The organism is Tissierella sp. MB52-C2 (assembly GCF_030931715.1).
Taxonomy (GTDB): domain Bacteria; phylum Bacillota; class Clostridia; order Tissierellales; family Tissierellaceae; genus Tissierella.
The window spans coordinates 596,096-611,020 of record NZ_CP133261.1 but is presented as its reverse complement, the minus strand read 5'-3'; the positions used below and the strand labels follow the sequence as shown (position 1 = coordinate 611,020).

The window sequence follows — 14,925 nt, the reverse complement described above, 5'->3', positions numbered from 1 at the left end:
ATTGGAGGGACAAAAAAAACTATGGGCAACCATAGCTCTGAGATCAGTACTTTTTTCTGCCCCCTTTAATACGCTTACGAGGTTAGCTGTCGGGTTCGGGCTAAAGGGTTATGCCCGTCCTATAAAGGATTCACCCCAAAATATTGGTTCCCCCGCTTCAAAAAGTGAATTCAGCGATTATTCTTTTCGAAACTAGAAATATTATACCATATAATAACTATTTTTACAAAATGTATTTTCAGACAATTTTCTATAAAATACTATCACCTAATCTAAGTTCGAGAATATATTATAGTAGGGACATGACATCCGAGTTATCAACATCCAGATTATATCGAGGAGGAAATAAAGCATGAATAAACATGTAGAAGGATTAAACGTTAGTAATGTAAGTGTTGTAGATAGTAATTTGGGACATTCGCACAAAATTATGACAAGTCCTGCTAAAGTATGTAATGTTAGCTCAAAACATCATGAACCTTGTGTTGATGTTCATAGTCAAGTTTTAGATAATTGTAAAAATATTCCGATAACCCCAAGGGGTATAACATCAGGTGTCGTTGTAAAGATACCTGTAGTATTAGCGGAGTTAACTATTAGATTTAATGTTAATGCTCTTATTCGATTACCTGAGCCAGCTCTTGAAGTTAAAGACATTAAGAAAAAGTTGAAAATTACTCAATGTACTTTACTTCAACCCACTAATATTCTATTTATCAAAGGCTTTGTTCGTAAAAATATAGACTTCTCTACAGCAGAATGCTCAAACTGGAAAGGAGTATGTGGCGATATCCGTCATTGCACTGTAGATGTTCCTTTTGAATGTTCAACACCAATTGAGTTTTTCACACCACCTGAAACCCTTGCTCTAAATTCCAGATCAGAGTTTGAGTTTTTAAAGGTAAGTGATTTGCCAAATAAACACTTTGCTGAAAAAGATCAATTATTATCAGGAGATCTATCAGAATTTAATCAATTCACAACTGAAAACTTCAACGAACTTCCGTTCTGCGAACTAATCAGAGCAAGAATTTTTGAATTCGATGAATTTATTGATCGCAAGCACCCTCATGACAGGGAGTTTCCTTTTGAAGAAAGAGAATTCAAAAAGATCGAAGAAAAAATGGTTATAGAACTTACACTTAAAGTTCTACAGAACAGACAGGTTCAAGTTCCATCCGTTGGAGGCACAGTTCAACCTCCACACTGTCATGAACATCCACATTGTTGCTCAGTAGAGGTAGAAGAAGTTTAATCTTAATAACTAAAATATAATGATATGAACTATCCCTAAGTGAATAAGCCCTCTGTCAAGAGACAGAGGGCTATTCATATTTAAAAGTTCAATTTATAATCTATAGAATTGCTTTCTTTTGTTCTTTTACTAATTCTGCTCCTCTTTCTAATGCTTCTTTATTTATTGGAAGTAAATTAACTCTATTTTCTCCAAATACTGCTGTAAATGCTTTATTTAATATAGTATCTACCTCAACTGCCTTTGTAGCTTCTAAAAACGCTCCTAGCATTACCATATTAGCTACTCTTGGGTTACCAATTTCATTAGCTATTTCATTAGCTGGAATATAATATACTTCTATATCATCTCTAGTAGTTTTTCTATCTATTAATGATGAGTTAATAAATAGTCTTCCCTCTGGCACTACTGAATCTTCAAATTTCTCTAAGGAAGGTCTATTCATTACTATTGCTGAAGTTGAATCTATTACAACAGGAGAACCTACTGCATCTGATGATATAATAACATTACAGTTTGCAGTTCCTCCTCTCATTTCTGGACCATAAGAAGGTAACCAAGATACTTTTTTATCCTCTGTCATACCTGAATATGTTAAAAGTTGACCTAATGCCATTACACCTTGTCCGCCAAATCCCGCAATTACTATTCTTTCTTCCATTTTATTCAACCTCCTCTGGACGTCTATAGTTTCCAAGAGGATAATAAGGCATCATATTTTCCTCTAGCCATTTCATAGCCTCTGGAGCTGTTAATCCCCAGTTAGTTGGACATGTGGATAATACTTCTACAATTCCAAATCCTTTTCCTTCAAGTTGTATCTGGAAACATTCTTTTATAGCTTTTTTAGCTTTTCTTATATTTGCTGGGTTGTTTACTGCAACTCTTTCTACAAATGCTGCTCCATGAATTGTAGCTAACATTTCACTTACTTTTATTGGTCTACCACTGTGTTCTTCAGTTCTTCCTAATGGTGCAGTTGTAGCTTTCTGTCCTATAAGTGTTGTAGGTGCCATTTGTCCACCTGTCATACCATAAATAGCATTATTTATAAATATTGTTGAAATTTTTTCCCCTCTATGTGCAGCATGAACTATTTCCGCTGTACCAATGGAAGCTAAATCTCCATCACCTTGATAAGTAAATACAAAATTATCCGGATGAACTCTTTTGATTCCTGTAGCTACTGCTGGTGCTCTACCATGAGCAGCTTGCTGCATATCACAATTAAAATAATTATATGCAAATACTGAACATCCTACTGGAGCAACTCCTATGGCTTTATCTAATACTCCTAATTCTACTAATACTTCTCCTACTAATCTATGAACAATTCCATGGGTACATCCTGGACAATAGTGGGTTTGTACATCTGTTAATCCATTTGTCTTTTCAAAAACTATAGTCATTATCTGTCACCTCCATAGATTTTTTTTACATGTTCAATTATTGCATCTGGTGTAGGTACCATTCCACCTGTTCTTCCATAGAATGATACTGGGAATTTTCCTTCAACTGCTATTTTAACGTCATCTATCATTTGTCCATTATTCATTTCAACTGTAAGTATACCTTTACAATTTGGATTTATTTTCTTAAATTCATCAAATGGATATGGCCATAATGTAATAGGTCTAATTAATCCTACCTTATATCCTTCTTTTTCTAATTTTGCTATTGCTGTCTTTGCTATTCTTGATGTAGTTCCATAAGCAGCTATAACCACATCTGCATCTTCTATATTATATGATTCTACTCTAGATTCATTTTCTCTCATTTTTTTATATTTAGCTTGAAGTTTAATATTGTGAGCTTCTAAATCTTCTGCTGCTATATATAAAGAGTTTATTATATTTGGCTTTCTGTTACCGCCAGTACCTACTGTAGCCCAGTCTTTTTCTGCCAATTCTCTTTTTACTGGAGTTTTAAATTCAACTGGTTCCATCATCTGTCCAATCATACCATCACCAAGAACCATAACTGGATTCTTGTATTGGTCTGCTATATCAAATCCTTCTATAATTAAGTCAACTAGCTCTTGAACATCTGCTGGAGCAAATACTACCATTCTATAGTCTCCATTTCCTCCACCTCTAGTTGCTTGGAAATAGTCAGTCTGTGAAGGCTGAATGCTTCCTAACCCTGGACCACCTCTCATTATATTAACTAAAAGACAAGGCAGTTCTGCACCAGCAATATATGAAATCCCCTCTTGTTTTAATGCCATTCCAGGACTTGATGAAGATGTCATTACTCTTGCACCTGCTCCAGCTGCACCATAAACCATATTTATTGCTGCTACTTCTGATTCTGCTTGTAAAAATACTCCTCCTACTTTTGGTAACTCCCTTGACATATATTCTGGTAGTTCTGATTGGGGAGTTATAGGGTAGCCAAAGAAGTATTTACATCCTGCTTGAATTGCTGCTGCACCTATAGCCTCATTACCTTTCATAAGAACCTTCGTCATATTTTAAAACCTCCTTTTTTTAAGTATAGTTAGAATCTCTCTACTGTAATAACTACATCTGGACAAATAGTTGCACAGTTTGCACAACCGATACATTTTTCTGGGTCTGTTACTGATGCTGGGTGGTATCCCTTTGCATTTATTTTTGTTTTATCTAATGCAAGTATCTTTACAGGACAAACAGTTGTACAAAGTCCACATCCCTTACAGATGTCCTCATTAAATGTTACTTTACCTTTAGCCATTTTAAACCCTCCTTTTATTTTATAGCATCCATTCGTCCCTCATAAATAATTTTATGGGGAATATTTCGCCCTCTAAGTTATTAGGAAGACTTGGTGTTACTTCTTCTAATACAGATATATATTTAAGCTTTATACCAGTTCTTTCTTGAACTTCTAAAGCCAATTGCTGCCCTCTTAATACATCTTCACAAGTTGTAGATTTTAATAAATGAGTGTTGTTTATAATACCTGTTATTTTAGCTCTAGATACGTCTTGAATTTTTGTCATATATTCAAGGACTTTATCTACGCTTTGAGTTTCAGGTCTATTAGCGTTTAGGACAAAAAACATATCGTATTTACCTTCTTCAAAATAATCGACATATCTTCCCAACGCCCTGGCTCCCACTTGGTCTCCACCTACATCTAAGATTAAATCATAGCTTTCATCCTGCAATGGCGTATATACTTCTGCCGATATAGAAGGCACTTCTATGGCTGGTGCATTGATTTGACTTCCAATTACTTTTATACCTACACCCTCCATTTCCAGAGCTTTTTCTCTGGATCTAAAATACATATTTACTATATCTAAATCAGCTAAAGCAACCTTTTTACCCATCTGAGCTAATTTTACAGCATAGTTCACACTAAATTCAGATTTTCCACTGCCATAATGTCCAATTATAACTCTTATTCTTTTATCATCATTTAACATAGTCACCATATCCTATTTATAAACTTTTGCTGCTTCTTCTCCTCTTAAAACTCTTAATCCACCTTCTGCTAATGCTGTAAGTTCATCTTCTCCAGGATAGATAGTTACATCAGCAATAAACTTAACCCTTTCTTCAATCCAAGAAGTAAATAGCTTATCATATGCTATTCCTCCTGTAAGAAGAATTCCATCTACCTTTCCTTTAAGAACAGCGGCACATGACCCTACTTCTTTTGCTACTTGATAGGCCATGGCATTATATATTAGTTCTGCATACTTGTCCCCATTTTCAATTCTTTCTCCAACTTCCCTAGCATCATTAGTCTTTAAATATGACACAATTCCACCATTACCAGTAATCATTTTCTTTACTTCATTATATGTGTATTTTCCCGAATAACATAATTTTATCATATCCCCAACAGGTAAAGATCCTGCTCTTTCAGGTGAAAATGGTCCTTCTCCATCTAAGGCATTTGCCACATCTATTACCCTTCCTTTTTCGTGGGCTCCCACCGAAACTCCCCCACCTAAATGGACTACTATTAAGTTTAAATCCTCATATTTTTGTCCCAATTCTTTAGCATGGCGTCTAGCCACTGCCTTTTGGTTTAATGCATGAAATATTGAAGTTCTTTCAATTTCTTTTAATCCAGATATTCTAGCCAAGTCCTGTAGTTCATCTACTACAACAGGATCTACTATAAAAGAACGCTTATCTATTTCTTTAGCTATTTCATGGGCTATTATGCCACCTAGATTTGAGGCGTGTTCCCCTTTTTTCCCTACTTTTAAATCTTCTAACATCAATTCATTTACCTCGTAAGTTCCACCTTCTATTGGATTAAGAAGTCCACCCCTACCTACTACTCCATCTAATGAATCTATGGCAATATTGTTCTTTTCTAGTATATCTACAATAATATTTTTTCTAAATTCATATTGATCATATATCTTTTCATAAGGAGATAATTCTTCAACAGAATGTCTTAAGGTTTCTTCAAATATACTTTTTTCATCATCAAAAACTGCTATTTTTGTAGATGTAGAGCCTGGATTTATAATTAAAAGTCTAATCATTTTTACCCTCCTATTTTGAAGCCATTAGTACTGCTAAGGCAATTGAGTTTAATTTCGCTTCCTCATTATCAGCTCTAGATGTAAGGACTATTGGAGCTTTAGTACCTACAACAAGTCCTGCTGACTTGGCATTTGCTAAAAATGATAAGCATTTATAAAGTACATTTCCTGCATCAATATTAGGTGCTAAAAGTATGTCAGCATCTCCTGCTACTTCACTATTAATCCCCTTTAAGATTGCAGATTCCTTAGATATGGCATTATCTAGGGCAAATGGTCCATCTACTAAACAGTCTCTAATTTCACCTGCCTTATTCATATCTGCCAATTCCTTAGCATGGACTGTCGCTTCCATTTTTGGTGATACTTTTTCCTTTGCAGCTAATACTGCAACTTTTGGCATTTCTATATCTAATGATCTTGCTAATACTACAGCATTCTCAATAATTTCTTTCTTTTGGTTAAGATCAGGAGCTATATTCATAGCGGCATCAGTTACAATAAATACCTTATGATAAGTCGGTACATCAAATACTGCTACGTGAGATATTACATTTCCTGTTCTGAGTCCAATTTCACTATCTAATACTTGCTTCATTATTATAGAAGTATCTATAAGTCCCTTCATTAAAACATCAGCTTTTCCACTACTAACTAATTCTGTAGCTATTCTACAAGCAAGGACTTTATCTTCCTCGTGAATTATCTCAATATTTGATAAATCAAAATCTATTTCCCTTGCTATATCTAGTATCTTTTCCTTACTTCCTACTAATATAGGCTCAGCTATTTTAGATTCTGTTGCTACTTTTACTGCAGATAATACATCTTTATCCTCTGCTACAGCTACAGACACCTTTTTAGGTCCCCTCGTTTTAGCCAATTCTAATAAATCTTTAAATGATTTAGCCATTTATATCCACCTCAGTTTCATATATTTTTGCTTCCTCATTACCATTTATAACTCTCAATGCTCCTTTGTTAAGGGCATCCATTTCATCTTCACCTGGATATACTATTACTTCTGCTATAAATTCAACCATCTCTTTTATCTTTTCCATAAGATAACTAGAATAAGCTAGTCCACCTGTAAGTATTATATTGTCAACTTCACCATTCAGCACAGTGGAATATGCTCCTATTTCTTTACCAATTTGATAAGCCATGGCATCATATATAAGTTTTGAATAGTTATCACCTTTATTTATTCTATCTTCAACTTCTCTACCATCCATGGTTCCTAAATAGGAAAATAATCCTCCTTCTCCTTGAACCTTAAGCTTCATTTCATCTAAGGTATATTTACCTGAATAACATATTTTAACTATGTCTCCCATAGGAAGCCCGCCTGTTCTATCTGGAGAAAATGGACCCATTTCCTTGGCATTATTCACATCTATCATCTTTCCATTTTCAATTGGAGCAATTGAGATTCCACCACCTAAATGAGCTACCAATAGGTTCATGTCCTCTAAATCCCTATTTACTTCATTAGCTCTTCTATGAGCTACTGCTTTTATATTTAGTGCATGAATTAATGATTTTCTTGATATTTCATTTAAGCCCGATATTCTAGCTACTTCATGGAATTCATCTACTGCCACAGGGTCTACTATAAAGGAAGGTATGTTTTCTAAATCTGCTAATCCTTTAGCTAACATTCCACCAAGGTTAGAGGCGTGTTCTCCCTGTATTCCAACCTTTAAATCTTCTATCATAAAATCTGAAACTATATATGTGCCACCAGGCATAGGTCTTAGTAATCCACCCCTACCTACTACTGCCTTTAAGGAACCTCCATCAATATTTTCACTGTGTAACCAGTCTTTAATTAGGTTTAGTCTATAATCATACTGGTCAGCTATTCTTTTATAATTATCTAGTTCCTCTTTTCTATGGTCTATTTTAAAGGTTGTTAATTCTTTATTTTCTTCAAATAGACTTACCTTAGTAGATGTAGAGCCTGGATTAATTGCTAGTACATATTTTCTTTCCATATTTTTCCCCCTTAATGTTTAGTTAATTTTAACTCCATAGGTTGTGGCGTAATCTCTTTAACTGTAATTCCTGCTGGTGCATTAAATCCTAAAAGCACTTCATGAATTCCTTCATTAAGATTAAGTAAATCTAAATATAACCCCAGATCTTCTTTATTTAGTTTTTCAACAACTTCACTATTTCCCTTTACTGTCAGATATATAGGTTCCTGAGAATGTTCTTTGTCTATAATTAGATCTGTATCTAAATTTAACATATCTATATCCTCTAAGGTATATTCTAAGACTCTAGTGGAAATCTCCTCAATATTTAAGGAAATTGTAATCTTTTCATTTGGATTTAAGAGGGATACATTTGGTGGTAATTCTAGTTCTACGGTTTGAGTCGTATTTTCTATTAATGAATTTATATCTATGGCTTTAGTCTGAATAGACCTTAAGTTAACTATATTTTTATCACCCTTTAGCGTTACAGTTCTAGGGTTTATGGTAATATTAGTAATTTCATACTGATCAGGAAGTTGGTTTTCCGTTTTAAGCTCAATAGGTACATTTACAGTCCTAAATATAGAGGTGTCTACATCTACTGTATTAGGTTCTTTTTCCACTCCTCGAACATCATTCCCTTGATCATCTATTAATTGTATAACTGCTGTTTTAGAGTTATCATCTTTCATTCCAGTAATGTCCACCACTGCTACTGCTTCAGATACTTGATTTACCCATGTTCTAGGACCCTTTAATAATATTGATCCAGATTTTGTTGTTATATCTCCTAATACATAACCTGACTCTAACTCACCTGAGGTTTTAATAGTAACTGCTTTTTCTCTCGTTATTAGTTTGTCAAATGTGAATAGTATTTCTTTAGGTTCATAATTAACTATCTTTATATTATTAAATTGATTTAAGCTTACATTTACTGGCACTTTCTTCTTACCTTCACCATAGCCAGATAAATCTGCCTGAGCCTTTATTAGGTCCGGTGAAAAATTTGCCATGTCCGATTTTCTACCTGTTACCTTAACAGATATAGTGACCTCCTTTGGCTCCATAACTATTAAGTTTTGTCTATCTAATTCGTCAGTATTATTCAATGTTAGAGTTATATTTCTATACTCCTTTGATATATCTGGATTTTCTATACTCATAACATAGCCCCACAAAACAATTGCTATAGTAAAAGCAAAGATCTTTAAGGTTAAATCATTCTTCTCCTTGCTCATCTTTTCGCCTCCATTTTATAATAAATGCTTCCTGTGAATCCTTTGGCTTATACATATCAGTTAGTATTTGTTTAAGTGTTTGAGAATCCAAGTGTCTTGCTATAGTTCCATTCTCTGCTATGGATATGGCTCCTGTTTCTTCTGAAACTATTATAGATAGGCTATCAGACCTTTCGGATATTCCCAATGCTGCTCTATGTCTAGTTCCCAGCTCTTTACTCAAGTTTATATTCTCTGTAAGAGGCAGGAAACAGGCTGCCGCCTTAACCATATCTTCTTTTATAATTACTGCCCCATCATGTAATGGAGTATTTGGAATAAATATATTTATAAGTAAATTACTAGATACCTCTCCGTTGATTTTAGTTCCTGTTTCTACAACTTCATTTAAACCAGTTTGCCTTTCCAAAACTATTAAAGCTCCTATTCTTTGCCTAGATAAGGAGGCACAGGCCTCTACTATTTCATCTACAGTCCTTGAAAGACTCTCTCCTTTGATTTCCAAGAAAGACTTAGTAAAAAATCTTGATCTTCCAATATATTCTAGTCCACGACGTAATTCTGGTTGAAATACTATTAGTATTGCTATGACTCCAACTGTCATTGCACTTTTTAATATCCAGTTAATAGTATATAGTTTTAAAAGTCCACTAACTTCCGCAAATATAAATAGTGCAAAAATCCCTTTTGTCAATTGTTCGGCTCTAGTCTCTCTGATTAATTTGAAAAGTTTATAAAAAACTGCTGCTACAACTATGATATCTATTATGTCAGCTATTCTTAGATTGGAAAATAATGATCTGAAAAATTGCAAGGAATATCACACCTCTTATCGTATTTTTATTACTTGTTTCTATTATATAATATATATTGTCTTATTTGAACTAATAAATTGAATATATTAAATTTAATTTAATTCTGAAAATATCTAATTTTCAACCATTTTGTCCATAGTATCTTGTAGAGATTTCTTTAGTCTCATCTTGATAGCATCCTTATTAGCTGTATCTAACTCTCCATTCAAATAATCATCTATCGGAAGCACTTCATAAAATAATTTATTATCCTTTCTATACTTATGAACCCAGGTTGGTATATAGCCTATGTTTTTAATTTCAGTTTCTCCTTTTGTAAAGTTCTTTTCAATTTCCAATTGGATCATAATACCATCTTCAGTATAGGAATTATCCATAGTATCTTTTCTCTGATTAGATATAAAATTTCCTAGGGAATATATAATGAAATTATCTTTACCATTTTTATTAATTATTTGAGATTTTTGAATTACATGAGGATGGCTTCCTAAAATAATGTTTGCACCCCAATCCACCATTTTTTCTCCTAATTCTATTTGATAATTTGAAGGCTCTCTCTCATATTCATTTCCCCAATGAATAAATACCACTGTAATATCTGCATCTAAACTCTTTGTTTTTTCAATGTCTTTTTTTATTTTTTCTTCGTCTATTCTATTTACCATATAGGATAATTCTTCTTTAGATAACATACCATCCATGCCATTTAATCCGTAAGTGTATGAAAGAAATCCTATTTTTATCCCTTCTACTTCTTCTATAAGAATATTATTTGTTTCTATATATGTTCCTATATTTTTCATTCGATATTCATGTATATTATTTATAGTATTAATTAATCCTTTTTTCCCTTGATCTAAACAGTGATTATTTGCTGTAGCAAGTATATCAAATCCCGCTTCCTTTAGGGCCAATAATGATTCTTTAGGAGTATTAAATCTTGGAAATCCTGAATAACTCACGTCTTCTCTTGTTACTGTTTCAAAATTAGCTAGGGCTATATCTGCATCTTCTGAATATTTTTTAATATGTTTAAATGAATGACTGAAATCATAGCTATTAGTTTCATGGTTATAGGCAGCTTTATACTGTGGAGAGTGAAACATGATATCTCCTACTGCCAATAATCTTATGGTGGATACCTTCTCTTCAAGTTCCTCATCACTTTCATTTTCTTCTTCAATTCCTAAATCTTCATTTACTATATCCTTATTTCCTTTCACATAGTCATTCTCTTGAAATACTAAGATTTCTTTAACTATTATAGAACCAAATATCCCAACTGATAAACTGATTATCAGTGTAAAAATAATTATTAACTTTTTCATTCCTTCCTCCTTAAAGTATTATAGCTTGTCCTTATGATTAAAAGGTAGAGAATCCTCTACCTTTGATTTTATACTGTGTCAATTGTTTATACAATAAAAATTTATTCTTCTCTTCTAACATTTATTATTTTAGACTTTGAATCATACATGAAACTTGCTAGTCTTCTTTGATTTAAAATCCATAAGAATATTACATAAGGAACAAATATTATTGTAAGGTGAGGAATTTCAGCCATTAATATAAAGTCAAATATTCCATGCATAATCACAGGCATATAAAGGGATCTCTTCATATTTCTTCTTTTCCTATCTATATCTGTATCGAATCTTGCTAAAGATAAATAATATCCCATAGTTATTCCAAATACAGCATGGGCTGGTACTGAAAATATTCCTCTATATAAGCCTATAAATGGATTATTGGTATATCTATAAGCTACATAAATTATATTTTCTACAGTTGCAAACCCCATAGTTACAAACACTGAATAGACTATACCGTCTAGCTTTTCATCAAAGAATTTTGTTTTATATGGGTATTTTAATACTGCTAATCTTTTAAAGTATTCTTCTGTAAGTCCTGCAACAATAAACGCATTAAATAATGCACCTAATACTCCAGGAAATATATTAAAAGATATCAAAATTTCTTCAACTATTATTGAAGGAATTACTGTTAATGCTCCTAAAATATAGGTAAATAACAAAACTTTTAAAGGTTCCCTATCGCGTCTGTCAGATAGATATATACCTAAAAGAATAATCACAGCAGGTATAACAGCTATAATGAAAAGTCTAAATCTCAAAAAAATACCTCCTTATGTCTTTTCTTATAGTTTCCCAAAAATACAAAAAAATAAACCCTAATGAAATTAGGATTTATAAAATTCGATAGTTTTTCCTTCTACTATATATCTCTTTTTCATATGAGTTACAATCAAAATAAAAAGTCCTAAGGCAATTAAAATGTCTCCAATACTAATTATTTTGGGAAAAAAATAAGGTTTTGGTATAGGTATTATATCTCCTAAAATCCACAATTTCGTTCCTTTATCTGCTAAAGCATGAGTCATTATTCTTCCTTCATCTAATAAAGATAATTGAATATAAAGTTTTGAATGCTTTAAAGCATTTATTGAAACAGGCATTTTTCCATTATTTAAAAGAAGCGGTAAAAAGTTTAAGGTAGATCCAAATAAAGTTATTCTAAGTCCAATTTCGCGAAAGTTCATCATTAATCCCATAATCAATAATAGATAAATAAATATATGTATATAAAAGAAATTGTTTTCTATTATAATACTTAAATTTCCATTAGTTTTTGAAGCTATAAACAGGCTTATGATTTCCGCTAAAAAAGATATAACAAATAAATACCAACCATTAATATATAAATTTCCTATGTTCCGTATCTTTCCTCCTGTTAATTTACCAAGAAGTAAGGATAAGGTAATAGTTTCCGTCACCATATGAAGCACTCCTCTGTGTCAATTATCTATTATGTAATTTTTTTTAAGTTATATATAAATTATAATGCTAGACATACTTGTATGTCTAGCATTATTTATTAATACGCTATAAATAACTCTTTCTTTGCTTTACAAAGTGGGCAGTTATCTTCCTCACCTGTTAGTGAAATATACCCGCATATTGGACATAGTTCTACTACTTTAGCTTCTAAATCTTTACCTGCATCTACAGCTTCCTTAGCTTTAGTAAATAAATCTGCATGAACCTTTTCTGCTTCAATTGCAAATCTCATAGCTGATACTGCTGTTTTTTCTCCTTGCATTTCTGCCACTGCTATGTATGCAGGGTACATTTGATTAACTTCATGCAATTCTCCATTTATTGCTCCTTGAAGATTATCTGAAGTGCTGCTTAATCCAAATCCTGCTCCTGATGCTACTAAAAAATCACCTGATATGTCTTTTAATGCTTTAAAATGTAATGTAGCATGAACCTCTTCTGCATCTGATGTAGCCATGAACAATCTAGCCACTGTTGGAAAACCATCTTTTTTAGCCTTATCTCCCCATATTCTATATCTCATATGTGCTTGAGATTCTCCACCAAATGCTGATCTTAAATTTTCTGCTGTCATTGCATTCATTAAAATTCCCCCTTTTATTTTTTATATATATTTTATATATTGCTTATCTTAGTTTAAACAAAGCCTTATTGCTCTATTTATATATATCCATTTTGGGTTGGGTTAATCACAAAAATTAAATCATTATCAAAACTATTCCTCAGTTTATTTAATTCTTATCGTAAAAAGGCTCATATTTTTGAAAGATATGAGCCTTAGATTTATCTATATATCTAATTAGTAATATTTTTTTCTATCCATTTCATTTTGTACTATCATCAGTACTTCACCAAATCTTTGGAAATGCACTATTTCTCTTTGTCTAAGAAATCTTAATGTATCTGTTACTCCAGGATCATCACTTACACGTATTAGCCATTCATAGGTAGCTCTTGCTTTCTCTTCCGCTGCCATATCTTCATGTAAATCTGCTATTGGATCATCTTTCGACCCAATATATGAAGCCGTCCAAGCTTCTCCTCCTGCATTATGAGGAAATGGGCTCTTTCCATGATTTACATAATGTGCTTCAAATGGTGTACCTTTTATTTGAGCAGGTGTTGCATCTTTTACTAGTCTCCACACTAATGTTCCAATCATTTCCCAATGAGCTAGTTCTTCTGTGCCACCATGTTGTTGGTGATATAGCTAAAAATATGTGGTTTATTGTTTATATTATAGAAACAGATTTTCTTCTATACCATACCTTATTCTATAATTTTGTTGCCTTTATTGATGCAGACATAATATATTCTCCGACTTTTAAATTATGTGCCCATTTCTCAGCATATTCTTTTGATACTTCTTGGGTTTCAATACTAATATCACTAAAACCAGCCTTTTCTAAATATAATTTTAATTCTTCAACCGAAGATGCGCCAGTAACTCATCCACAATAAAGGCTTTCATCTTGTTTCATTTCCTCTGTCAATTCTCTAATCAGAACTATATCGGAAATAGCAACTCTACCACCCTTTTTTAATACACGATAAGCTTCGTTATATACTCTTTGTTTATTGGGAGATAAATTTATAACACAGTTCGAAATAATTACGTCTGCAGTATTATCTGCTACAGGAAGATTTTCAATTTCACCTAGTCTAAAATCTACATTTCTATATCTATGTTTTTTAGATGTAACTCTTGATTTATTAATCATCTCTGGAGTCATATCAACCCCAATAACATATCCCTTAACCCCAACTTTTTTTGAAGCTAAAAAACAGTCAAACCCTCCTCCACTTCCAAGGTCTATAACAGTTTCACCTTCTTTAAGATTAGCTATTAATTGAGGATTTCCGCAACCCAATCCCATATTAGCTTCTTCTGGGGCAGTTGATATTTCTTCATTAGAATATCCGATTTTACGTGATATCTCTATTGTAGATTTTTTAAACTTAATATCTCCTCCGCAGCAGCCATCCTCTTTTATATTTCCAGTAGCTATTTTACTATAACTTTTACGAACAGCATTTCTAACATCTATCTTTTTAAAATCGCTCATCTTTTTTGCCTCCATTAATCATTTTTACATTTATACCCGTATGCTATACCTATTAATTAACATTGTCAAGGATCTTCTTTATACTTCATATGGAATGTTCTTATATAAGCCACACACTAACTATATATTTTTATATTTAATAAAAACATAACATTTAAAACGACTTATTTTATCTTTCTAATATAAAATTTTATAAATATTAAGGTAATAGTATTT

General features: G+C 32.5%; 16 protein-coding genes, 1 pseudogene and 1 riboswitch. Of the genes and pseudogenes, 1 reads left to right on the top strand and 16 read right to left on the bottom strand.

Features of this window, described 5'->3' with window-relative positions:
* Positions 1-56: 56 nt before the first annotated feature.
* Positions 57-186, bottom strand: a riboswitch (cyclic di-AMP (ydaO/yuaA leader).
* A 166-nt stretch (positions 187-352) separates the two neighbouring features.
* The gene (locus tag RBU61_RS03090) at positions 353-1,255 is read left to right on the top strand and encodes a CsxC family protein (protein WP_308878093.1); all 903 of its coding nucleotides are present in this window, start codon (positions 353-355) and stop codon (positions 1,253-1,255) included.
* A 100-nt stretch (positions 1,256-1,355) separates the two neighbouring features.
* Here the strand turns inward: RBU61_RS03090 and RBU61_RS03085 are convergent, their stop codons facing one another.
* The 16 genes and pseudogenes from RBU61_RS03085 to arsM all read right to left on the bottom strand — a co-directional run bounded on the left by RBU61_RS03085 (position 1,356) and on the right by arsM (position 14,709).
* The gene (locus RBU61_RS03085) at positions 1,356-1,916 is read right to left on the bottom strand and encodes a 2-oxoacid:acceptor oxidoreductase family protein (protein WP_308878092.1); all 561 of its coding nucleotides are present in this window, start codon (positions 1,914-1,916) and stop codon (positions 1,356-1,358) included.
* 1 nt (position 1,917) lies between these two features.
* Entirely contained in the window at positions 1,918-2,664 is a 747-nt protein-coding gene (locus RBU61_RS03080) for a thiamine pyrophosphate-dependent enzyme (protein ID WP_308878091.1), read from the bottom strand.
* Positions 2,664-3,725: a 3-methyl-2-oxobutanoate dehydrogenase subunit VorB gene (locus RBU61_RS03075; protein ID WP_308878090.1), complete on the bottom strand. Its 1,062-nt coding sequence runs from the start codon at positions 3,723-3,725 to the stop codon at positions 2,664-2,666. The genes RBU61_RS03080 and RBU61_RS03075 overlap by 1 nt, the downstream gene beginning before the upstream one ends.
* A gap of 29 nt (positions 3,726-3,754) precedes the next feature.
* The gene (locus RBU61_RS03070) at positions 3,755-3,970 is read right to left on the bottom strand and encodes a 4Fe-4S dicluster domain-containing protein (protein WP_154439910.1); all 216 of its coding nucleotides are present in this window, start codon (positions 3,968-3,970) and stop codon (positions 3,755-3,757) included.
* Between the two features lie 19 nt (positions 3,971-3,989).
* Positions 3,990-4,667 carry an ATP-binding protein gene (locus tag RBU61_RS03065; protein ID WP_308878089.1) on the bottom strand — a complete coding sequence of 226 codons (678 nt, stop codon included), beginning with the start codon at positions 4,665-4,667 and terminating at the stop codon, positions 3,990-3,992.
* Positions 4,668-4,679: 12 nt separating this feature from the next.
* On the bottom strand, positions 4,680-5,747 hold the full coding sequence (buk, locus tag RBU61_RS03060; protein ID WP_308878088.1) for a butyrate kinase: 1,068 nt from the start codon (positions 5,745-5,747) through the stop codon (positions 4,680-4,682).
* Positions 5,748-5,757: 10 nt separating this feature from the next.
* A complete protein-coding gene (locus tag RBU61_RS03055) occupies positions 5,758-6,660 on the bottom strand; it encodes a phosphate butyryltransferase (protein ID WP_308878087.1) in 903 nt (300 codons plus the stop codon).
* Positions 6,653-7,744, bottom strand: a complete 1,092-nt coding sequence (buk, locus tag RBU61_RS03050; protein WP_308878086.1) for a butyrate kinase — start codon at positions 7,742-7,744, stop codon at positions 6,653-6,655. Before buk (RBU61_RS03050) ends, RBU61_RS03055 begins: the two co-directional genes overlap by 8 nt.
* A gap of 11 nt (positions 7,745-7,755) precedes the next feature.
* Positions 7,756-8,970: a CdaR family protein gene (locus RBU61_RS03045; protein WP_308878085.1), complete on the bottom strand. Its 1,215-nt coding sequence runs from the start codon at positions 8,968-8,970 to the stop codon at positions 7,756-7,758.
* Positions 8,951-9,784 (bottom strand): diadenylate cyclase CdaA, encoded by an 834-nt coding sequence (gene cdaA, locus RBU61_RS03040; RefSeq protein ID WP_308878084.1) that lies wholly within the window; start codon positions 9,782-9,784, stop codon positions 8,951-8,953. Before cdaA ends, RBU61_RS03045 begins: the two co-directional genes overlap by 20 nt.
* A gap of 114 nt (positions 9,785-9,898) precedes the next feature.
* Entirely contained in the window at positions 9,899-11,113 is a 1,215-nt protein-coding gene (locus RBU61_RS03035) for a CapA family protein (protein WP_308878083.1), read from the bottom strand.
* Positions 11,114-11,214: 101 nt separating this feature from the next.
* Positions 11,215-11,919, bottom strand: a complete 705-nt coding sequence (locus RBU61_RS03030; protein WP_308878082.1) for a PrsW family glutamic-type intramembrane protease — start codon at positions 11,917-11,919, stop codon at positions 11,215-11,217.
* Positions 11,920-11,985: 66 nt separating this feature from the next.
* Positions 11,986-12,582: a DUF5317 domain-containing protein gene (locus RBU61_RS03025; protein ID WP_308878081.1), complete on the bottom strand. Its 597-nt coding sequence runs from the start codon at positions 12,580-12,582 to the stop codon at positions 11,986-11,988.
* Positions 12,583-12,680: 98 nt separating this feature from the next.
* Entirely contained in the window at positions 12,681-13,226 is a 546-nt protein-coding gene (locus RBU61_RS03020; RefSeq protein ID WP_308878080.1) for a ferritin family protein, read from the bottom strand.
* Between the two features lie 216 nt (positions 13,227-13,442).
* Positions 13,443-13,820: pseudogene (locus RBU61_RS03015) on the bottom strand (manganese catalase family protein); the annotation flags it as partial.
* A 97-nt stretch (positions 13,821-13,917) separates the two neighbouring features.
* Positions 13,918-14,709, bottom strand: a complete 792-nt coding sequence (gene arsM, locus RBU61_RS03010; RefSeq protein WP_308878079.1) for an arsenite methyltransferase — start codon at positions 14,707-14,709, stop codon at positions 13,918-13,920.
* Positions 14,710-14,925 lie beyond the last annotated feature (216 nt).

Excerpts from the sequence above, each read along its gene's own strand:
- RBU61_RS03090 (WP_308878093.1), top strand. The coding sequence starts at position 353 with ATGAATAAACATGTAGAAGGATTAAACGTTAGTAATGTAAGTGTTGTA.
- RBU61_RS03085 (WP_308878092.1), bottom strand. The coding sequence starts at position 1,916 with ATGGAAGAAAGAATAGTAATTGCGGGATTTGGCGGACAAGGTGTAATG.
- RBU61_RS03080 (WP_308878091.1), bottom strand. The coding sequence starts at position 2,664 with ATGACTATAGTTTTTGAAAAGACAAATGGATTAACAGATGTACAAACC.
- RBU61_RS03075 (WP_308878090.1), bottom strand. The coding sequence starts at position 3,725 with ATGACGAAGGTTCTTATGAAAGGTAATGAGGCTATAGGTGCAGCAGCA.
- RBU61_RS03070 (WP_154439910.1), bottom strand. The coding sequence starts at position 3,970 with ATGGCTAAAGGTAAAGTAACATTTAATGAGGACATCTGTAAGGGATGT.
- RBU61_RS03065 (WP_308878089.1), bottom strand. The coding sequence starts at position 4,667 with ATGTTAAATGATGATAAAAGAATAAGAGTTATAATTGGACATTATGGC.
- buk (WP_308878088.1), bottom strand. The coding sequence starts at position 5,747 with ATGATTAGACTTTTAATTATAAATCCAGGCTCTACATCTACAAAAATA.
- RBU61_RS03055 (WP_308878087.1), bottom strand. The coding sequence starts at position 6,660 with ATGGCTAAATCATTTAAAGATTTATTAGAATTGGCTAAAACGAGGGGA.
- buk (WP_308878086.1), bottom strand. The coding sequence starts at position 7,744 with ATGGAAAGAAAATATGTACTAGCAATTAATCCAGGCTCTACATCTACT.
- RBU61_RS03045 (WP_308878085.1), bottom strand. The coding sequence starts at position 8,970 with ATGAGCAAGGAGAAGAATGATTTAACCTTAAAGATCTTTGCTTTTACT.
- RBU61_RS03035 (WP_308878083.1), bottom strand. The coding sequence starts at position 11,113 with ATGAAAAAGTTAATAATTATTTTTACACTGATAATCAGTTTATCAGTT.
- RBU61_RS03025 (WP_308878081.1), bottom strand. The coding sequence starts at position 12,582 with ATGGTGACGGAAACTATTACCTTATCCTTACTTCTTGGTAAATTAACA.
- RBU61_RS03020 (WP_308878080.1), bottom strand. The coding sequence starts at position 13,226 with ATGAATGCAATGACAGCAGAAAATTTAAGATCAGCATTTGGTGGAGAA.